At 45.2% G+C, this 21,208-nt stretch carries 14 protein-coding genes; 2 read left to right on the forward strand and 12 right to left on the reverse strand.

Translation table 11 applies throughout. The features are described from left to right. From AB4274_RS19220 to AB4274_RS19265, 10 genes are all read right to left on the reverse strand, one after another. The coding region (locus AB4274_RS19220) for an alpha/beta fold hydrolase (protein ID WP_372112961.1) at nt 1–395 on the reverse strand (395 nt) is incomplete at its 3' end. A gap of 206 nt (nt 396–601) precedes the next feature. Next, nucleotides 602–2,326: a hypothetical protein gene (locus tag AB4274_RS19225; RefSeq protein ID WP_017077908.1), complete on the reverse strand. Its 1,725-nt coding sequence runs from the start codon at nt 2,324–2,326 to the stop codon at nt 602–604. A gap of 51 nt (nt 2,327–2,377) precedes the next feature. Then, the gene (locus AB4274_RS19230; protein ID WP_017077907.1) at nt 2,378–3,451 is read right to left on the reverse strand and encodes a DUF4297 domain-containing protein; all 1,074 of its coding nucleotides are present in this window, start codon (nt 3,449–3,451) and stop codon (nt 2,378–2,380) included. 282 nt (nt 3,452–3,733) lie between these two features. Continuing rightward, complete coding sequence (pheT, locus tag AB4274_RS19235; protein ID WP_372112964.1) at nt 3,734–6,121, reverse strand: phenylalanine--tRNA ligase subunit beta; 2,388 nt, start codon at nt 6,119–6,121, stop codon at nt 3,734–3,736. Nucleotides 6,122–6,139: 18 nt separating this feature from the next. Next, a complete protein-coding gene (gene pheS, locus AB4274_RS19240) occupies nt 6,140–7,123 on the reverse strand; it encodes a phenylalanine--tRNA ligase subunit alpha (protein WP_004734764.1) in 984 nt (327 codons plus the stop codon). Between the two features lie 217 nt (nt 7,124–7,340). Continuing rightward, complete coding sequence (locus AB4274_RS19245; protein ID WP_372112966.1) at nt 7,341–8,450, reverse strand: GGDEF domain-containing protein; 1,110 nt, start codon at nt 8,448–8,450, stop codon at nt 7,341–7,343. A gap of 202 nt (nt 8,451–8,652) precedes the next feature. Next, nucleotides 8,653–9,885, reverse strand: a complete 1,233-nt coding sequence (locus AB4274_RS19250) for a hypothetical protein (protein ID WP_372112968.1) — start codon at nt 9,883–9,885, stop codon at nt 8,653–8,655. A gap of 9 nt (nt 9,886–9,894) precedes the next feature. Next, nucleotides 9,895–10,701: an outer membrane lipoprotein-sorting protein gene (locus AB4274_RS19255; protein ID WP_372112970.1), complete on the reverse strand. Its 807-nt coding sequence runs from the start codon at nt 10,699–10,701 to the stop codon at nt 9,895–9,897. A gap of 44 nt (nt 10,702–10,745) precedes the next feature. Continuing rightward, a complete protein-coding gene (locus AB4274_RS19260; protein WP_240700408.1) occupies nt 10,746–13,208 on the reverse strand; it encodes an RND family transporter in 2,463 nt (820 codons plus the stop codon). Between the two features lie 170 nt (nt 13,209–13,378). Beyond that, nucleotides 13,379–14,164, reverse strand: coding sequence for a TetR/AcrR family transcriptional regulator (locus AB4274_RS19265; protein ID WP_004741595.1), 786 nt, complete (start codon nt 14,162–14,164; stop codon nt 13,379–13,381). Between the two features lie 545 nt (nt 14,165–14,709). Here AB4274_RS19265 and AB4274_RS19270 point away from each other — a divergent pair. Beyond that, a complete protein-coding gene (locus AB4274_RS19270; protein ID WP_017068790.1) occupies nt 14,710–15,489 on the forward strand; it encodes a hypothetical protein in 780 nt (259 codons plus the stop codon). Next, nucleotides 15,410–16,192 carry a hypothetical protein gene (locus AB4274_RS19275; protein WP_136974838.1) on the forward strand — a complete coding sequence of 261 codons (783 nt, stop codon included), beginning with the start codon at nt 15,410–15,412 and terminating at the stop codon, nt 16,190–16,192. The genes AB4274_RS19270 and AB4274_RS19275 overlap by 80 nt, the downstream gene beginning before the upstream one ends. A 154-nt stretch (nt 16,193–16,346) precedes the next feature. Here AB4274_RS19275 and AB4274_RS19280 read toward each other — a convergent pair whose 3' ends face one another. Together AB4274_RS19280 and hrpA are read right to left on the reverse strand one after the other, a co-directional pair. Then, entirely contained in the window at nt 16,347–16,841 is a 495-nt protein-coding gene (locus AB4274_RS19280) for an outer membrane beta-barrel protein (protein WP_017060444.1), read from the reverse strand. Between the two features lie 143 nt (nt 16,842–16,984). Then, nucleotides 16,985–21,052 carry an ATP-dependent RNA helicase HrpA gene (gene hrpA / locus AB4274_RS19285; protein ID WP_372112972.1) on the reverse strand — a complete coding sequence of 1,356 codons (4,068 nt, stop codon included), beginning with the start codon at nt 21,050–21,052 and terminating at the stop codon, nt 16,985–16,987. Nucleotides 21,053–21,208: the final 156 nt, after the last annotated feature.

The raw sequence follows: 21,208 nt of genomic DNA on the forward strand, positions 1-21,208 counted from the left end.
GCTTCGTAATCTTGCCCTGCCATGGAATGCCCAACTAAGATGACGGATTCGAGTTGTTCTTTCTCGATTACGGCTTTGATGTCTTCAGCAAACGCAACCATGGTGTACTCTTCACGGTTGAACGACGAGTTACCGTGCCCAGCTAAGTCCATGGTGATTACTTGGTACTGCTTTGAAAACTCACTCACTTGGTTTTGCCAAAGCCTACTGTCTAAGCTCCAACCGTGGATGAAGATCAACACTGTCTCCCCACTCCCACTTTTGCCATACGCAATTTGCTCACCATCGTGAGATATCGCAATACCGTAATTAACTTTTGAATCATGAGCCATGGCACTCACGCTACTAAGCGTCATGAATATCAAGAGTGTGATGTTTAGTATTAAACGTTTCATAGTGTCTCTCTACTTACTTTGGAGGGAACGCAGAAAGCGCCCCTCTCAATCAATGTAGCCACTATAAAGTGTGAAGCTGTAGACGGGTCAATAGTGATTTAGATAAAGATCAACTCTCTGCTGGTGACTTAACCAACTAATTTCTGCATCAAAGCGATTTAGTTAAAGGTTGTAAAAACAAAAGCTACCCAATGGTAGCTTTTGTTTTATCTATTACTTAACACGACTCGCTCATACTCCGCACGAAGTTTGATATACGGTTCACGTTGAAGTAGACGGTTGTCGGTTAGCTCAATGATATGAGCATCTTGCTTGTACGTAGACAAGGCTTCGTTATCCATTGCGCACAAGATTACTTGATAGCCTGTTGGAATGTTCTCACTTACTACGCCCATTACTTGCTCATATCTGTGCTTTGCTTGTTCCTGCTGGTTCGGTGTATCAATAACAAATGGAGCAAGCTGGCAATGATTCGCATTGTCTATCTGGCGCAGAACGGCTAACTGGTAGGCTAATATGCCTCGTGTTCCTTCAGCAGCTCCTCCACCGAGGATCTTCTTGTAATCCATTGGAGCTTTGACACCATCAAGGTTCACACCTGTAGCAGATAATGTATTAATGCTTTCAACTAAATTACCTAGAAACAACTCATTGAGTTCCTTCTTCTGTTGTATGCTGAGAAGTTGTCCTTGCTCCTTTTTGATATCGCTCTGCTTTTCCTTTGCCTGCTGGGACTGAAGCTGATAGTTCTCAACTTTTTGAATGACGTTATTATTTAAGTTCTTTTGTGATACTGCATGAAGTACCTGCTCAAATACCTTCAGCTCCTCACATTTATTCTTTGGAGCTTCCTCATTTAAATACTTTTCATTAATTCGTTCGATTTCAGAGGAAACAAAACTAAGCTCTTCAACAAGCTCTTTTCGTTGTTGATATTTATCTTTGAGGTTAACCTCAATGCTATTTGCTTGCTGCTCTAAAGCTTCTTTGTCAGCTAAAAGACCCGCTCGACTAAGAAGCGAATTATCATGTTCAACACCACATAAAGGACATTCTAGAGAGTCTGACGGTACATTCTCTACTGCGAAAGTATAATCTTCATCAAGCTCCCTTGCTGAAGTACTAGCGATAAGGTGTTGTTGTTCTAAATCATAGATTTCATTGACTAGTGTTGATTGTTTCTTAAACAGTTCAGATTGGCGAGCGGAAAAGGATGTTAGTTCTTCTTCAATCTCTAGCTGGATAGATTCAAACTCTTCTTGAGAAACAGCAATAGTCTGTTCAGGAGCTGCTTCGTCAAATACGTTGATTGCTTCTGTAATACGGTTTACTTGCTGGTTTGCTTCTACTTCAATGGCCTTTTGTTCAAACTTATCCTCTTCAAGCACAAAATGATCGTTGGATAAATAGCCGCAAAAATACTTAATAAGGGTAGATTTGAAATTGCTGTATTGACCAAGCCCTTCAAATCCACCCCATGGTTGATCCCAACTCTTCTTTTGGTCAATGTAGAATGGTAGGAAATAAAAAGCTGGAGGTGGGCATTCTAGTCCTCCCTGTCTGTTTGACAGCATAAGATCAAAACCGACTTCTTCTGCAAAATCTTGTGCAAATTGACCTGTTATTTTCGAATATTTCTGCAACGCTTCGTCTTTGCGACCAAAATATATTCCATCGACATAGCGGCTACAGATGTACTCTGTTTGGTTAATTTTAAAATACAAGATGGCTTTAACGTCATTTGACTTCCAGTCTTTGTCAAAGTGAGGGTCACAGCCTAAAGCCCAGAAAAGGTTCTTTACTAGTGTTGATTTACCAATACTATTGTCGTTTCCGGTAACGAGATTGAGTCTCTTCGGAAACATGAACTGATTCGCCAGTTTTTTCGAATCGGACAGTAGAACTAGACGTTGAAATTGCAAGCCTTTCATTTTTGTGTTTCCTAAGGTTTCTAATCAATAATTTGTAATTTTTTTGCATTATTAAGCCTTTAATAAGCAGTAGATGACTTCAAGCAATAGCCGGTCTTGATCGGTCACCTTTCTGAGCAAGCCATCAATTGTTGCTTGTTGAACGAGGGCATTTATATGACTCGCGTCATCGCTAAATTGACTTGCATCTACTTTGTTGTTGGAAGTTCTAAATGACTCTGTGAGCTCTATATCCAACGCGCTCATAAAACCGGCGCGGCTTAGAGCAATTCTTGCAAAATCACGTTTTAAAGTCCGTTTTTGTCTAGAATCGAAATCCAATTCACCTGCTAGGTCATTAAATTCATTTTTCAGATCATCGATACCTGAATAACTGGAGTGCATCGTGATTACTTTATGGACATTGGTAGAAGTTAATGATTTCTTTTCTATCAGCCGTTCCCAGTCTTTGTAGTCATATTCTAATCGACTCAATCGCCCCATCTCATCAATAACAGCTCGGTAGATTTCCACTGGGTTGCTATACGCTCCAGGGAATAAATTGTTCACCAAATAAGCAAAGCGTGACACTACGTAGTCTTCTTGATTTTTCAGTTGAATTTCAGGGACAATAAAATGTAGGTGCTCGGGCATCAAAAGAATATTGAGCTCTTTATGAATTGCTTGCGTTAAATGTGCTAGTTCTACACTATCAATATCACCAGTCTTAATAATGTCTAGCTTAAGGCCTTTATCTATTCCCAAGCTAAAACCACTTGATGACACTAATCCTATAGTCGTGATTCGGTCTTCATACTGAGTATCAATACAAGAGCTGAGAAGCTTAGCCAAAACAGAACTCTTTAGTGTGTTGTTCGCTCCTCTAGCTCTGCTAGTTAATGATCCTGATGTGTATGGCTTTCCTACATTTTTCACTTGATAAAACTCAAATCGAGCTGCTTCAGCTTCTAATGAGTTCGCTATTACAACATCTTCGTGGTGCTCGACGAAAACAGCGTATTCTTCTTTCTGCTTATGTTTATCAATAATTGCACATAATGCCCAATGAACTTGAAAACCATATTTTCCAGACGTACTTGCCCCTGCTGATTCTCTTTGAGCTTCTGCAAGTGGATTATCTACCATATGACCTATTACCAACTAAAAAATGATTTGTACTTTTTAAAAGTATGCCAGCATACAGTATACTTTCGATATCATTCTATCTTGTTGAACTAGCTCATAAATTTAAACTCAGACCATTAAAGAACAAAATGAGTCCACTGGATTATTTTCTTAATCTATTGCTTAAAGCGTGCGTGATAACTCATAAGTGTCCAATTGCGAGTTATCCCCTTCTCATTACCGTCCCAAAACAAAAAGGCCTCGCAATGCGAGGCCTTTGATTTTTCTATCTATCAGAAGAGATTAGTCGCGAAGTGCAGCGCCGAATTTCTCTGAGATTGAAGCTACGATAGCATCTACTGAACCAGCGATGTCTGCATCTTCAAGTGTGCGCTCTACAGACTGTAGGCTAAGTGCGATTGCTAGGCTCTTCTTACCTTCTTCAACGCCTTGACCAACGTATACGTCGAACAGTTTAGCGCCTGTTAGGAATTCGCCACCAGCAGCGATACACGCTTCTACGATGTCGCCAGAAGCGACTGCTTCGTCAACAACTACTGCGATATCACGACGGTTTGCAGGGAACTTAGATACGGCTACTGCTTCTGGAAGCACGCGAGTGTTGATAGCTGCCCATTCGATTTCGAATACGATAGTACGGCCGTTAAGACCAAACTTACGCTCTAGTTCTGGGTGAACAGTACCAATGATACCCACTTCTTTACCATCTACTACGATAGCCGCAGTTTGACCTGGGTGAAGTGCTGGGTGCTTAGCTGCTTTGAAGCTGTATGCGATTTCGTTTGCAGAAAGCTCAAGAACGGCTTCTAGGTCACCTTTAAGATCGAAGAAATCTACAGTGTTAGTTGCAATGTCCCAGTGCTCTTCGCCACGAGTACCAGAGATAACGCCCGCAAGCATCATTTCTTGGCGCATGCCGTTTTCAGCCGTTGCTTCAGGGATGAAACGTAGGCCTGATTCGAATAGACGAACGCGAGACTGTTGACGCTTCTGGTTGTGAACAACTGTGTTTAGTAGACCTTGGATTAGGCCAAGACGCATTGCTGACATATCCGCAGAGATTGGGAATGGCAGGATTAGCGGCTCAACACCAGGTACAACAAGTTTTTGCTGCTCTGGTTCTACGAAGCTGTATGTGATTGCTTCGTGGTAGCCACGGTCTACAAGAAGGTCACGAACGCGCTTAAGCGGTTGGTCAGCTTCTTTGTGGTCATTCATTTTAAGTGCCGCTTTAGGCGCTTGGTTTGGAATGTTATCGTAACCGTAGATACGACCTACTTCTTCAATTAGGTCTTGCTCGATTGCGATATCAAAACGCCAAGATGGAGACGTTGCCGTCCAGCCAGCGTCTGTCGTTTCAACGTTACAACCTAGGCGAGTAAGAATTTCCACTACGTCTGTAGATGGGATTTCGTGACCTAGTAGGCTATCTAGCTTAGCGCGACGTAGAGCAACTACGTTTGCTTTAGGAAGATCAGCTTCAGATTCGCTGCCGTTTACTGGCGCAACTTCACCACCACAGATTTCAACTAGAAGCTGTGTTGCACGCTCCATAGCTGCTGCTTGTAGCGTTGAATCAACACCACGTTCGAAACGTAGAGAAGAATCAGTGTGAAGGCCGTAAGCACGCGCGCGACCACGGATGTGATCCGGTGCGAAAAATGCAGCTTCAAGAAGTACGTCTGTTGTTTCAGTTGTTACACCCGACTCTTCACCACCAAAGATACCAGCGATTGCTAGTGCTTTGTTGTGGTCAGCGATAACAAGTGTGTTGCTGTTTAGTTCAGCTTCGTTGCCATCTAGAAGTGTTAGCTTTTCGCCCTGCTCTGCTAGACGAACCACGATACCGCCTTCGATCTTAGCTAGATCAAATGCGTGCATTGGTTGGCCTTGCTCTAGCATCACGTAGTTTGTGATGTCTACAACTGGGTCGATTGAACGGATACCACAACGGCGCAGTTTTTCTTGCATCCAGATTGGAGATTCCGCTTTCACGTTTACGTTCTTAACCACACGGCCAAGGTAACGTGGACAAGCATCAGTTGCTTTGATTTCAACAGATACTGTGTCTTCAATGCTTGTTGCAACAGCGTCAACTGTTGGCTCTGTAACGTCTGCGCGGTTTAGTACGCCAACTTCACGAGCAAGGCCACGGATGCTGAAGCAGTCTGCGCGGTTTGCTGTTAGGTCTACGTCGATAGTTACGTCGTTAAGCTCAAGAAGCTCACGTACGTCCATGCCTAGCGTTGTGCCTTCTGGTAGCTCAAGGATGCCGTCAGACTCTACGTCGATACCTAGCTCAGAGAAAGAACAAAGCATGCCGTGCGATGGAACGCCACGTAGTTTTGCTTTCTTGATTTTGAAGTTACCAGGCAGTACTGCGCCAACTGTTGCTACTGCTACAGTTAGGCCAAGACGACAGTTAGATGCACCACATACGATGTCTAACAGCTCTTCTTCGCCGATATCAATTTTAGTTACTTGTAGTTTGTCTGCGTCTGGGTGCTGACCGCACTCAACCACTTTACCTACTTTAACGCCGGTGAATTCACCAGCAACAGGTTCTACATCGTCAACTTCCAAACCAGCCATAGTGATTTGGTGAGCTAGCTCTTCGCTGTTAATTGCAGGTTTAACCCACTCGCGTAGCCAAGATTCACTGAATTTCATAGTTTCGACTGCCCCGGATTACTTGAATTGTTTAAGGAAACGAAGGTCGTTCTCGAAGAACGCACGAAGGTCATTTACGCCGTAACGAAGCATCGTTAGACGCTCTACACCCATACCGAATGCAAAACCAGAGTATTTCTCAGGGTCGATGCCAACAGAGCGAAGTACGTTAGGGTGAACCATGCCACAGCCTAGAACTTCTAGCCATTTGCCATCTTTACGTTTCACGTCAACTTCAGCTGAAGGCTCTGTGAACGGGAAGAATGAAGGACGGAAACGCACTTCAACTTCTTCTTCAAAGAAGTTACAAAGGAAATCGTTAAGAATGCCTTTAAGTTGTGCGAAGTTTACGTTCTCATCAACTAACATACCTTCCACTTGGTGGAACATTGGCGTGTGAGTTTGATCGTAGTCGTTACGGTAAACACGACCCGGAGCAATGAAGCGGAATGGCGGTTTGCCGTTTTCCATCGTACGGATTTGAACACCAGAAGTGTGCGTACGTAGCATTAGATCAGGGTTGAAGAAGAAAGTATCGTGATCAGTACGAGCTGGGTGATCGTCTGCGATGTTTAGTGCATCAAAGTTGTGGAATGCATCTTCGATCTCAGGGCCAGACTCAGTGCTAAAGCCAAGCTCACCAAAGAACTGTTCGATACGCTCAACAGTGCGAGTAACTGGGTGAAGACCACCGTTCTCAATGCGACGACCTGGTAGGCTCACATCGATAGTTTCTTCAGCTAGTTTCGCTTCAAGCTCTGCACGTTGTAGTGCGTCTTTGCGAGCTGCGATCGCTTGTTGAACAGCACCTTTCGCTTTGTTGATCTCTTGACCAGCAGTGCGACGCTCTTCAGGTGGAAGTTTACCTAGGCTTTGTAGTTGAAGAGTTAGTTCACCCTTCTTACCTAAATACTGAACTCGCACTTCATCAAGTGCGACTAACGAATCTGCTGTATCAATAGCAGTCGTTGCATTAGCAATGATCTCTTCTAGATGTTGCATCATTTCCTCATCTACCAGTTGGTAGTGTCCGTATCGGATGATTAGTTTTTTAGATAGCTACACATAGTAATCAAACACGCAACCAATGCCAAATTGAATCGCTAAAAGAACAAGTTATTGCCTAAAAACACGGCAAATTTAACAGGATATTAATGAGGAGTAGGAAGAAGTGGAACAATTACAGGTTCCACTTCTTAATTTGGAAATGACCTGAAGGCTAGATCTGAATAGAACAAACGCTGTTCTTCCCTGCGTTTTTTGCTAAATAGACGGACTCATCAGCGGCTTTAACCAACTCATTCATGGTTTCGAATTCTTGGGTCATTTCAGCGACACCGACACTAATACTGCCAATCCAAACTTGATGACTGGTTTCAACCTCTAATTCAGACACTTTCTGTCGAGCGGTTTCCGCGATGTACATCCCACCTTTAAGGTCGGTGTTTGGGCAAATAACCAAGAACTCATCGCCACCTAACCGGCAAACAATATCATCATTACGGAACGTGTTTTTCAGTTCACGCGAGAGGGTTTGTAGCACCAAGTCGCCTGCATCATGGCCGCTGGTGTCATTAATGCGCTTGAAGTGGTCGGCATCAATCATAATACACACTAAAGGCATGCCCAGTTCTTTGGAGTCTTGCCAATGCAGCGCTAACTGTTTAAAAGCACTACGACGGTTATGCAAATTAGTAAGAGAGTCGGTTAATGACAGTTCTTCAAGTCTCTTATTCGCTCGTTTTAATTCTGCCGTACGTTCCTCAACTTTATCTTCGAGTAACTGGTTGAAGCGTAACAACTGTTTGTTTCGTTCAGAGACTTGTTCAAACAGGCCGTTAAGCGCAGCCAACAGCGGGACAGTCGCAGAATCTTGCTGCTTTTCTTCCGCTTCAAAGGCTTGCAGAGGTGTCGCGCCCTCTTCTATCGCGGTCATTTGTCGCGCCATGTTTTGGTCGATGCCGAGGATGTGGTAAGCAAGCCAGTGGATCAATAAATCAAGTAACTGCCGTGCTGACGACTGATCTTCTTCCATGATGAAAGCTTGCATACTGTAGATATCTTGCATAAATACACGATGCACTTTGATATGCTCTTCAATGTGTCGCTCATACACACCGCAATCTCTCATCAAAGATTCTTCTTCTTTAAAGTGAAATTCGGCATAGCATGTGAGATCGAGTAAAGCGACGTTTATGTCGTCGATAGAGATAGTGTTCTCTGACAACAGATTTCCGTAGTGGTTGATAATACCAACAAGATATTGATGCTGTTCATCTACAACACCAATGCCTGTTTCAAAGTTTTTATCCCAATTAAATGAATTCATAAATCCCTTAAGGCCGATACCACCAGCACGATTTACATGCATATTCGGAGGTTATAGATACTGAAAAAATATAACCATTTTACCTGTAGGTTTATTCGATTGTTTGATCCACTTTATAAAAAGACGACTTTGAACATTCTAAATATGGCTCATCTTAAATTTGAGACGTCCCCCCCAACAGGAACGCCCCACGAAGCTAACACTAGAAATAATATTCCAACGCCATCTCAACAAAGTCATCCTTGCGTGCGAAGAACAACAAGTCCTCTGGGGTTTCGTTCTCAAACAGCCATGCGTTTAATCGCCACTTGAGATTGTTGTTGATGCGGCTTGAGGCTTCCAGCTTTGCACTGTAGACATCGCTGTTATCTAAGTCTTGTGTGATGCCTGAAAGCACTTCGGTTCCGTCTTCATCATTCAAGGCGAAACGGGCGCCAAGGAACACATCGTTTTGGCCGATTGTTTGGGCATTGTTGCCTCGGCTGTCATACAAGTATTCCGCAATGAAGCCGATGTCCCAATACGATTCAAGCGCTCCAACCCAAGTGTATTCAAAGCCTGTGACTACGCCTGTGTGGTTGTCGTAGCTGTCGCGATAAATGCTTTCTAGCTTCCATAACCAGTCTCCGATAATGCCTTGCACATCCAATCCGAAGTGTTGCATTTGGGCGTAGTATGGCTTGAGTTGATTGCCTTCCACACGGTAATAAGGGTCGCGGTTTGTGCCACCTAAATAACTTAAACCGACATCCCAATCACCGTACATTTGGCTGTAACGCAATGCCACATCAACGTGTTTTTCTTCTCGTGAAGATTCGTAAAGCGCATCGTCCGATACTAGCACGGTTGGCCTTAATCGACCGTCTTCGCCTGCGAAGGTACGCTCACGAAAATACGGCAGTAACATGGCGTCTATGGTGCCCCACTCTTTTATCGAGGTGAAGTGCACCATAGGCTGACCTAACTTGGATTCGCCATCGACCGATTCAATGGCATCGGTCTGGTTTACCACATCCACTAAATGCGCCGATTCGGTTACGCCCCAAAATACCTTTCCAACACCCGCTCGCAGTTCGTAATCATCCCAATAGGTTAAATACAAGGCTTCGCGAATATCACCATGAGTTCGTTCATCGTCTTCACTGTCTAGGCGATAAAACGGGGTGAAGGTAATGCTGCCGTTGCCCTCTTGTTGCTCCCAGTAAAACTCTGGCTGCAACACCAGTGAGCTTTGTCCTTTGTCTTGCCCTTGTAAGCCGTCGCTAAAGAACTGCCTATGTTCAAGGTTAACCTGCCCTGCTAGCTCCGGGGTGACCTGTTCTACGAACTCAAAGCTAAAGCCTGCCGCCACACAAGGCAACGACACCTGCATAAGCCCGACGGTCGCCGCCAAGGTTAAGGATAATTGGGTTCCTGTTGCCACAATCCTTTTCATATTCCTGCCTTATTTCGCACGTTTTAGTGTGTTCTTTTGGAAATCCTTGTCTTTAAGACCGGTCTGGAACACTAAATCTGTCGTGGTTAATACGGTGCTTTTGCCTGTTTGATGGTTTTGCATCGCCATGGTGTGTGCGCGCCAGTATTGGTTTAGGTACTGTTTGTAGTCTTGGAACGATAGAGTTTTAAGCAGTGCGCCTTTGCGGTCGTAAAACTCGACTTTCATTGGGCGGTAGTGCTGTTGGTCTAGCCATACCTTTTGCATGGTGTAGCCTGAGTTTTTATCGGTCGGTACTTGCTCTAAAACAAAGGTGTCTACGCCTTCCAGTTTCGCGTCTTCAATGTAGTTGAAGGTGTACTTTTCAAGTTCAAACGAGCTTAAGTCCTCATACGCAAATTCACTGCCCATAAACGGGCCAGATTTGTTGCGTGAAGAGATGCGTTTTACACGCTTGAGTGCAGGAAGATACAACCACTGGTCATCGGATTTGGTGATGTGCGAATGGTTTAGGAAAGCCGTGCCTTTTACGTCGCGTGGTTCATCAAAAATGGTTAAGCCTTTGTCGCCATCGTCATCGACTTCCAAAGATTTCAATCGCATCAGACGTGTACTGCTTTCGCCCTGCTTGTTGCGAAGTAGCATTTCCATGGTTGCGACAGAATCGCCCCACCCGACATCGGCGGCTTTGCGTTGTTCGGCAATTTCTAAGCCTTTCGCTGGGTCTGCTAATGCTGGGAAAGCGGCGAATGTGCTCAGTGCCAACGAGCTAACAGTAAGTAATGTAGTAGCGAATGTTTGTTTAACGCTTTTCATAAATATCTCCTTGAGTCAGCCCACCGCAGCAGGCCGACGTTTCCTTATTTGGTCGAAGTAGTCAGTTCGGCTGTCGATCTAGGCTGCGACTTGGTATCTGGCTTTGATTCGTGCTGAGTTTTAGCTGAATAGTGGGTCTGTTTGTCGAAGATCATCAGTAAGCTTGGTAGCAAGATGAAATCGACCACCAGCGCAATGAAAATCACAATCGCACTGAGTAAGCCCATGTCGGAGTTGAGTCTGAAGCTCGACATCGCCAGTACAGAGAAACCGGCCACTAGCACAACAGTGGTGATCCACAAAGCGCGACCTACGGTGTGGAAAGCGTATCGAACCGCTTCTTCTGCTGATTTCCCTTCGATTCTTGCGCGCTGGTATTTACTCAAGAAGTGCACCGCATCATCAACCACGATACCCAACGTGAGCGTGACCACGACTGACAAACCGAGGTTGATTTCACCTGAGATAAGCGCCCATAAACCAAAGCCAATGATCGCAGGCGCAATGTTGGGCACTAGGCTGATCATGCCTAAGCGAACCGAGCGCAATGCAAAGATCATCAAGCCAGAGATAAGCACTAGGGTGATAGGCAAAGTTGATAGCATGCTCGCCATGTTGGTTTCGCCAATATGAGCAAACATCAGTGACGGGCTCGAAGCCACCACTTCATATTGCGGTGCATTGGCTGCAAACCATGAGTAAATGCGCTCTTCGAGTTCGACTAGCTCAACGCTGCCAAGGTTATCGACGGTGAGTACCATTTTGATCGATGATTTATCGACGTTGATCTGGTTGTTCAAGTCCAAGCCGTACGGCAGAGACATTTCGTAAAGCAGCAGATATTGCGCGGCAAGTTCACGGTTCAGCGGTAGCTTGTAGTAGCTGTCGTCGTCGGCATGCATATTCTTGTTCAAACGCATGTAAACATCAGAAAGCGTGGCGACATGGTCGGTTTCTGGTTGAACACGTAGCCACTCAGTAAAGTCACCAATCGCTTGCAAGAACACAGGATCAGCAATCGCTTGAGACTCGTTAGTTTTCACTGCGATACTGAGGGTTGTCATGCCGCTGACGGTCTCTTCCATGAAGTCGGCCGCTTGTCTGAATTCACTTGAGGTATCGAAATACTTCACCGATTCATCGTTGACTTTGTTGAGCGGAATTAACGCGGCAGCGCCAACAATCACTAGCGTAGAAATCGGCAGCAGTGCTTTACGGTTAGTTACGACAAAATCGCCCAGCTTATCCATGAAGGTGACTTTGTCTGCCGCCTTAGGGTTGGCAGGTAGACGTTTGACTGGCAGCAGTTTTAGCAACGCTGGCAACATAGTCACAGACAAGAAGCACGCAATAAGTACACCCAGTGCCGATAAGTTACCGAAATCACGCAGCACTGGTGAGTCCGACATGTTCATCATCAGGAAACCAATCGCAGTGGTCACCGAGGTGATCAGAATCGGCATCGCATTGAGCTTGATGCTGTATTGAATGGCTTGTGCTTTCTCCATACCGCGCTGCATAGCTTGTCTCATGGTCACAATCACGTGAACACAATCGGCCACCGCCAAAGTTAAAACCAAGGTTGGCACATTCACGGTTGCGGTACTCAAGAACATCCCTGCCCAACCAGACAATCCCATGGTGGCAACAATCGAAGAGATGATCACAATGAGCGTCGCCACCACACTAAAGAACGAGCGCAGCATAAAGGTCAGGAACACCAGTACCACCAACAGCATTAAGGGAACGAGCGTTGAGCTGTCTTCTTGAGCCGAAGTCATAAATGCGTTGTTCATGGCTATGATGCCCGCTTTATGGAATTCGACATTAGGATACTGAGCTTGGTACTTGCCGATCATGGTATTGATTGCCGCAATCACCTCTTGCACTTCTGCGGTTTTGTCCACTTCTGGCAGTTGCACGGTGACGTTCACAATCGTCACATCGCCAGAGGCCGACACCAAGGCATTCTTAAGCAACGGCTCGTTAAGGGCGATCTGTTTTACTTTGGCGATGCGTTCTGGTGTGTGTTCGTACTCTTCATACAGCAAGTCTTCTACCAAAAGATCATCTTCAATGGCTTCGGTGTGCTGATAATTAGCAAGGGAATCGACACGGCTTGAATACGGGATCTGCCACGCATCAACCGTGAGATTTTGAATCAGGGTGAGAGTTTCAGGGGTGAAGACATTGCCATCTTCAGGTGCGACAACAATCGCAAGGTTGTCGGTTTTTGCAAAGGTGGTTTGGATTTCATCGAACGCCATCAACTGCTTGTTGGTGCCTTCGAAGAAGATGTTGTAGTCCCCTCTAAAGTAGAGGTTCTTAGCCCCTAATGCAGAGAGAATGATGATTGAAAACACCACCAGCAGAACGATAAACGAACGCTTGGTAGGTATTGAGTGCCAACTGTTTAGATCTGTGTTTGCGCTATCAGCATTAGGGTTATCTCGGTTTTGCTGATCGAACGTGGGCTTCTGGCTGTCATGTTTCATCACAGTCTCCATTTGTGACGATTCGTCATATTTGTGTCATAAAAAGCCAGCCGAAGCTGACAAAAGACACAATGCTTAGTCAAACACTCAAGAAAACAGCAACCACAGTCGGTCAGTCTCAAGTTTGTGACGAATCGTCAAAAATGGTTATTAATAAACCCACATTGTGGGCTTAACGGAAGCTATCGACCTACAGACTCTAAGTAAGCGATCTCTTCACTGAACAGTTCTTGTTCTACACGACGCCAAGTTTTGCGGTAATCCCAGTCACTAGAAAGGGGCTGCCAATTGAGGCCGTCTAGAATCATGTTCGCGTTGTGTAATACTGAATACGGGTCTTGTAACCGCTTAATACAATGACTGTTTGATGCATTCTGTGACAAAGCATTTGAACCAAATGCGATTGACCAGTTAGCAAAAACGATGGCATCTGAGCCAACGCCAGAAGAGAACTTTAGGTCACCCGCTTCTACCGCTTGGTTAACCATAGAGTCGCATTGTTCAATCACCAACTCTTCCAGTTCATTCATCTCGGCGACGCGTGCACTAGACGCTTTCTCTAGTACCCACGGGCTTTTAGCCATGATCGCACAGGTTGATAGTACCGGTTCCATGCGAGCATAGATTCGGTAAGCAACGTGCAATGCGACGATCTTTTCACGTGTGTTGCCTTCAAACTCTCCAGAGCGAGCAAACATCATTGCTTCTGTCTTGAGAGAGTGAATACATAACGCTAAAACGACGTCTTCTTTGCTGCAAAAGTGATTGTATATCGTACCTTTAGAATAAGAGCTCGCTGCCGTTAGCTTGTCCATCGTGAGGTTTCCGAACCCTTGTTCTCGAACCAGATCTTTTGCTAACAACATCAACTCTACTTCTCGGTCTGCAATAGACTGCTGCTTTTTAGACAACACGCCTTTGCAACCAAAGATACCTTGTTTATCGCCTTTACAACCAAAGCCAAACATAATTTTTTAGTCCGTATATGAGCTTAGCCGTTATCTAAGCTTCGCCAGTATTTAAAACACTCCTATCCAATATATTAACACGAATAGTAAATTCATGTAGTTAACCATTTTGTGACGCTTCGTCATTTCTGACTTATCGTCATAATAGCGCAAGTATTGATCATATCAAGGGGTTTTATAAATTAAATACATTTTGTGAATGGAAAGAGAATAAATGGGATATAGCTAAGAAAATCATCAATAGTTGACCTAAAGAGAAGACTTTAAAAAAAGACCTGTATTGTGACCAACAGAATGTGGACGCGAATTGGGCATTCTTAACCTAACAAAGAATGTTGGCACTTTAAGCTGCTATGCGTATTCATGCCCAATGATTCCTAGCTTAAACCACAAGAATGAATGACTGTAGGCTTACTTTATGGGGCAGACGTCTCCTTATGGTCAATATTTGGCTTACTAATGCCGTTTTCTGTTAAGTTGCTATAAATTCGGTAAGGGGTGACTTACAATAGTGACAACGACTTACCTTTTTTGAGAACACGATATTGAGCGCCAAATATTCTTATTTAGCTTGGCAAGTGAATACTTCTAGCCCTGCAGAAAAGCTGGTTTTATTGATGCTTGCAGACGGTGCTGACGAATTCGGCTACACCAATGTGTGCCTACAAACAGCAGGTCAACTTTGTGCTCTCTCTACGTTTGGTTTAGCCGACTGTCTTAAGTGTTTAGTCGACCAAGGTTTTCTCGATAAGGTAAAAGTAGATTATCGGGATAAAAAAGAGATTCACGTTTTCAAAATGCTCATTGAGCAAGAGCAAACTGCGGCGCACGTTGAGGTTCAACCGACCAATAGTATTCCGGTCTACTCTACGGCACCTGCACCTGCACCTGCACCTGCACCTAAGTTTCAGCCTGCTCCGGCACCAATGCAACACATGCAGCAGGCCCCTCGCCCACAAGGTCGAGGCTCAATGAACAGCAACACCGTCTCTACTCATGATCTCAACGAAGAAGAGATACCATCATGGGCAGAACGTGCGTTTAAATTCTCCGGTTTGACCGGTGACCATAGTTTAGTATGGAAGAAATTTGTCCTCTGGTATAAAGCCAAAGCCAATGAATTAATGCCATTATCTCGGATTGAATCCAAGCTGCAGTACTGGCTAGTTAACGAGAAGCAAAATGAAAGACAACAACAGCAGAAGACCTCTCAATATTCAGGAAATGCAGGACAAGCTCAAGGAAATGGGTATAGACAAAAGCTTAGCCCATCTGAACGCTTCAGGCAGCAGCTCATTCAAAAAGGCAAAAAGCCAACCTTCTGAGCCAGCTCAACCTGTTGTACCTGACGCTACAGGTCCATTAGTACCTGAAGTGATTGAAGCGCAAAGTACCGAAGTGAAAGTAGCGGCTGCACAAGCTGCGGATTCTGGTGCGTCTCAACAAGTACCTGTTGTTGATCAAGATCCTGCAGAGCTGGAACTAACCGATTGGTGTATTCACGTGTTCGGCTCTTTCTTGAGCGTGTACGAAACGCAGTGGGAATATCAGTACGGTAGTGAGCCAAGCGGTAAGTTCATTGAGTTTGCCAACTCTGTTGATTCAGACGGCCTTAACCGCGTTTTAATGCACTGCCACGAACGTATTCAGCTTGGCAACAGCTGGCCGCCGCAAATGGGTGAGCTGTGGATCCTGAAAGATTCTTTAACTGAAGAAGAGTTGCTGGATAGCCGTATCCGTGTGTTGTCTCGCACCGCTGCCAACAAAATTGAAAAATGGCTGATTCAGAACAAACTGTATGACTTGAAGCGTACGGCTGAAAACAAGCTGGATGGTCTGTTTAAGAAGTACTACTTGGAAGCAAAACGTTTAGATGAGAAAGGCATGCTGGAAACGGAGTTGCCGCAATTCCTGCTTGCCGCTAACTCAGTGAAAAACCTGAACGATTTAAAACGTGAAGAGTACGAAAGCCAGCACGGCAAAGCGATTAACCCAAGAATTCAGCGTATTCTGAACAGTAAAAAGTAACCGTCTACCCGCTGCCTGTTAGAAGAAAACAGAGTTGCAATTACCCGGTTAACAGATACAAAAATGCCAGCTATTAAGCTGGCATTTTTTATTGAGTTCTTACGAACTCTTTAGCGACTAACCGACCGTTATTTACGATCGCCTTACTGATTAATTACAGTAGGTGGATAGTTGCGTTTAGAGAGAAAACGCCAGAGTCGTCATCTTTCATTTTGAAGTTTTGGTAGCTAGCGCCTACAGATAGTGGACCAAAGATAAAGTATTCAGCGCCTACAGCGTACATTACGTCTACATCGTCTTGCTTGAAGTTATCGCCTTTCACTTCGTATGAGTGAAGACCACCCTTCGCGTATACGTGAAGAGGACCGAAGTCGATGCTTGGTTTGATCGCTAGGTAAGCAGTGCTTACGTCAACACCTTGTTTAGCACGGTTGCCGTAGCTAACGTTGTCGAAAGAACCTAGATCCCAGTAACCCGCTTCAACACCGATTAGTGGAAGGATACCTGTACCTACGTGGATGCCCACCGCGTTTTCATCTTCACCAGCGAATGAGTTTTGACCACCCATTACACCGCCGTACAACCAAGAATCAGCCATTGCTGTTGAAGATGCACCTAGTAGTGCTAGTGCCAATAACGTTTTTTTCATATTCGACCTTTTTCGTCCTAGTGGCAGGCCTTGAGTGGTAATAAATTGCCACCAAGTCGCCCTGTATGTAATAACTATTCAATTAGTAATGCAATAAGCAAGATTTATACCCAAACCTTGCCATTGCGTCTAGCTTTATTCCTTTAGCAAGCATCAATCGCGTTTTTAACACGCTTATCTGATACTGGGTAAGGCGTACCGAGCTGCTGTGCGAAGAAGCTTACACGAAGCTCTTCTATCATCCAACGCACCTCTTTTACATTTTCTGGAACCGCGATCCCTTTTGGAATTTTATTCAGCAGTTCTTTGTAATCATTCATTACTGACTCAACTTTGATCATGTGAAGACGATCTTTGTTCGGGTCAATTGGCAGTTTTTCCATGCGGCGTTCAATCGCTCTCATATAGCGTAGAATATCCGGCAAGCGTTTCCACCCACATTCTGTGGCAAAACCCTTAAAAATCAAACCTTCTACTTGAGCTTTTATGTCAGAAAGTGCGAATGCCATAGAAAGATCCACGCGTCCTTTCAGCTTTTTACTGATGCTGAATGCCGTGGTTAGGATGGTTTCAACCTGTTGAGCAATCTCTACTACGGTATCACCCAGCTCTGCACGTACGTGTTCTTTCAGAGCTTCAAACTGCTCTGGTTCCCAAACCAAACCGCCCTTCTCTTCAATCAGCTTATCAATACCACAAGCGATACAGTCATCGATAAGATCGAGTACCTGTCCGTATGGGTTGAAGTACAAGCCAAGTTTCGATTTGTTCGGCAGGTTCGAGTGCAAGTATTTGATCGGTGATGGCACGTTCAACAAGATTAAACGACGCTGACCCGATTTCATTGCCGAGATTTGCTCTTGCTCGGTTTCGAACAGTTTGATCTCTACGCTGTCTTTGGTATCCACCAGCGCAGGGAAGGCTTTAACATCGTAGCCACCACGTTTCTGTTGGTAGACTTTTGGTAATTCACCAAAGCTCCACGTGTGCAGGTTCTGCTGCTCGATATCGTCGTCTGCCACTTTAGAAAGCGTTTCTTGAACCTTGTCTTTCAGGCTCTCTTTCAACTCATGCAGATCTTTCTGTTCTTTCAGCTTACGCTTGCGATGATCTACAGCGCGGAATGTTACCTTTAAGTGCTCTGGAATCTGGTCTAACTTCCAGTCATCACGTACCACTTCCACACCCGTCATGCGGCGTAGCTCTTTCTCAAGAGAATCCAGTAACGGTGCTTCAAGCGGTGTCACACGTGCCAAGAATGCATCTGCGTAGTTTGGCGCAGGTACAAAGTTACGGCGTAGCGTTTTAGGTAACGACTTAATCAAGCTAATTACTAGCTCTTGACGTAGACCCGGGATCTGCCAATCAAAACCGTTCTGGTCGATCTGGTTCAAGATAGGCAGCGGAATGTGTACCGTTACACCATCGTTATCGTCGCCCGGCTCAAATTGGTAGCTCAGTTTCAACTTAATACCGTTTTGGTGCCAGAAGTTCGGGTAATCCAGATCGGTAACGTGGCTAGCATCACCGCGGAACAGCATCGATTTTTCAAAGTTAAGCAGCTCAGGGGTTTTCTGACTGGTCTTCTTCCACCATGTATCAAAGTGACGGCCAGAAACCGCCTCTTCACCAACACGCTGGTCATAGAAATCGAACAGTTCATCATCGTCGATCAAGATGTCACGACGACGCGATTTATGCTCTAGCTCTTCGACTTCTTGTAGAAGCTTACGGTTCTGCTTGAAGAAAGCGTGTTTGGTTTCCCACTCACCTTCTACTAATGCACTACGTACAAACAACTCACGGCTGACGGTTGCATCAATCGCGCCGTAGTTCACAAGGCGCTTAGGTACGATTGGGATTCCGTAAAGCATCACTTTTTCGTGTGCCATTACCGCTGCTTGTTTCTTCGACCAATGTGGTTCGCTGTAACTGCGTTTAATCAGGTGTTTCGCTAGCGGTTCAATCCATTCAGGTTGAATCTTCGCGATAACACGGCCCCAAAGTTTTGAGGTTTCTACCAGCTCCGCAGACATGATCCACTTAGGCTGTTTCTTAAATAGGCCAGACGCAGGGAAGATGTGGAAGCGTGCATTACGTGCACCTTGATACTCATTCTTCTCTTGGTCTTTCATACCAATGTGCGAAAGCAGACCTGATAGCAGTGACATGTGAATGCCATCGTAGCTGCCCGGTTCTGTATTCAACTTAGTATCTAGCTCACGCATTGCTTGGTGAATTTGGAAGTACACATCTTGCCATTCACGGATACGTAAATAGTTGAGGTAATCTTGCTTACACTGTTTGCGGAACTGGTTACTCGACAATGCTTTTTGCTGCTGCTTGATGTAATCCCATAAGTTCACAAACGTGATGAAGTCAGACTCTTTATCGAAGAAACGCTTGTGCTTGTCATCAGACGATTGTTGCTTATCTGATGGACGCTCACGCGGATCTTGAATCGACAACGCAGACGCGATCACCATCACTTCGTGTAGGCATCGGTTACGTGGCGCTTCAATTACCATACGCGCTAAACGTGGATCGATAGGCAGTTTTGCCAGCTTACGACCAATCGCGGTTAGCTTCTTCTTGTCGTCGCCGTGGTTCTTGTTTTTGTTCGCTGACGGTTCAACGGTGGCGATCGCACCAAGCTCTTCAAGCAGCCTTACACCGTCTTGAATGTTGCGCTTATCGGGCGCTTCAACAAATGGGAACGCTTGAATATCGCCTAGGCCTAGCGCTGTCATCTGAAGGATAACCGATGCTAGGTTAGTACGAAGAATCTCTGGGTCAGTAAACTCTGGGCGTGACTCGAAATCTTCCTCAGAGTACAAACGAATACAGATACCTTCTGCAACACGACCACAACGACCTTTACGCTGGTTTGCACTCGCTTGAGACACTGGCTCAATCGGTAGACGTTGTACTTTAGTACGATAGCTGTAGCGGCTAATACGCGCCGTACCCGGGTCGATAACATACTTGATGCCCGGAACGGTTAACGAGGTTTCTGCCACGTTGGTTGCCAGAACGATGCGTCGACCAGTATGAGACTGGAAGATACGGTTCTGCTCACCCGCCGATAGACGCGCGTAAAGCGGGACAATTTCGGTATCACGAAGGTCGCGTTTACTTAATGCATCTGCGGTATCACGAATTTCTCGCTCACCGTTCATGAAGATCAAGATATCGCCAAGGCCTTCATCACACAGCTCATCAACGGCTTCAAAGATGCCTTCGATTTGGTCGCGGTCTGAATCACTTTCATCACCACCTAATGGGCGGTAACGCGTATCAACTGGGTAAGTACGACCAGACACTTCAATGATCGGTGCATTGTTAAAGTGCTTAGAGAAACGCTCTGGATCGATGGTTGCCGACGTGATGATCACTTTCAGATCCGGACGCTTTGGCAGTAACTCTTTCAGGTAACCCATGATGAAATCGATGTTCAGGCTACGTTCGTGCGCTTCATCGATAATGATGGTGTCGTACTGATTTAAGAAACGGTCGTGTTGAATCTCCGCCAGTAGAATACCGTCGGTCATCAGTTTGATTTGGGTATTGTCAGAAATCTGGTCGTTGAATCGAACCTTATAACCAACGAACTCACCCAGCTGTGTTTCCATCTCTTCAGCAATACGGTTCGCAACCGAACGCGCCGCAAGACGACGGGGCTGAGTGTGACCAATTAAGCCAAAGCGGCCGCGGCCAAGCTCAGAACAGATTTTTGGTAGCTGAGTGGTTTTACCCGAACCCGTTTCACCCGCCACGATAACCACTTGGTTTTCAGCGATGGCTTTCGCGATGTCTTCGCGCTTTTGGCTAACCGGGAGAATTTCTGGGTATTCAATCGTTGGTTTCTGTGCCGCACGCTGAGTTGCCGTCATCATCGACTTAGCAATGTCTAACGCAATCTCATCAAAGACAGCGTGCTTAGCTTGTTCGTTCTTAATTTTGCTCGCACCAGCAATTCGCTTACTCAAACGGAAGCGATCGCGCATCATACATTCGTTGAGCGCTTTACGAAGAGAGGCTGGGCTATTCTGAGATGATTTGTTGTTTGTCGCTGATTGATCAGCTTTTTTGGTATTTGATTGTTCAGCAGACTTTTTCGATGCCGCTTGGTTTGGCTTGGCTTTGCTCTGTGAAGAACTTGGCTGTGCTGCATTCTTGTTGTTATCTGCTTTTTCCGGAGACGAAGTCAAAGCGTGTCCTATTCTTGTACTTATTAAACTCGCGCGATTATATCACAAGTCTCAAACAAAAAAGCCTGACAGCAAAGGGAAAACCTTTAGCTATCAGGCTGATTAATCTCGCTAACACTCGCAGGAGCTATGAAAGCGCGGTCAAATGTAATTCGT

Source organism: Vibrio sp. 10N.261.55.A10 (assembly GCF_041470825.1).
GTDB classification, from domain to species: Bacteria; Pseudomonadota; Gammaproteobacteria; order Enterobacterales; family Vibrionaceae; genus Vibrio; species Vibrio crassostreae_C.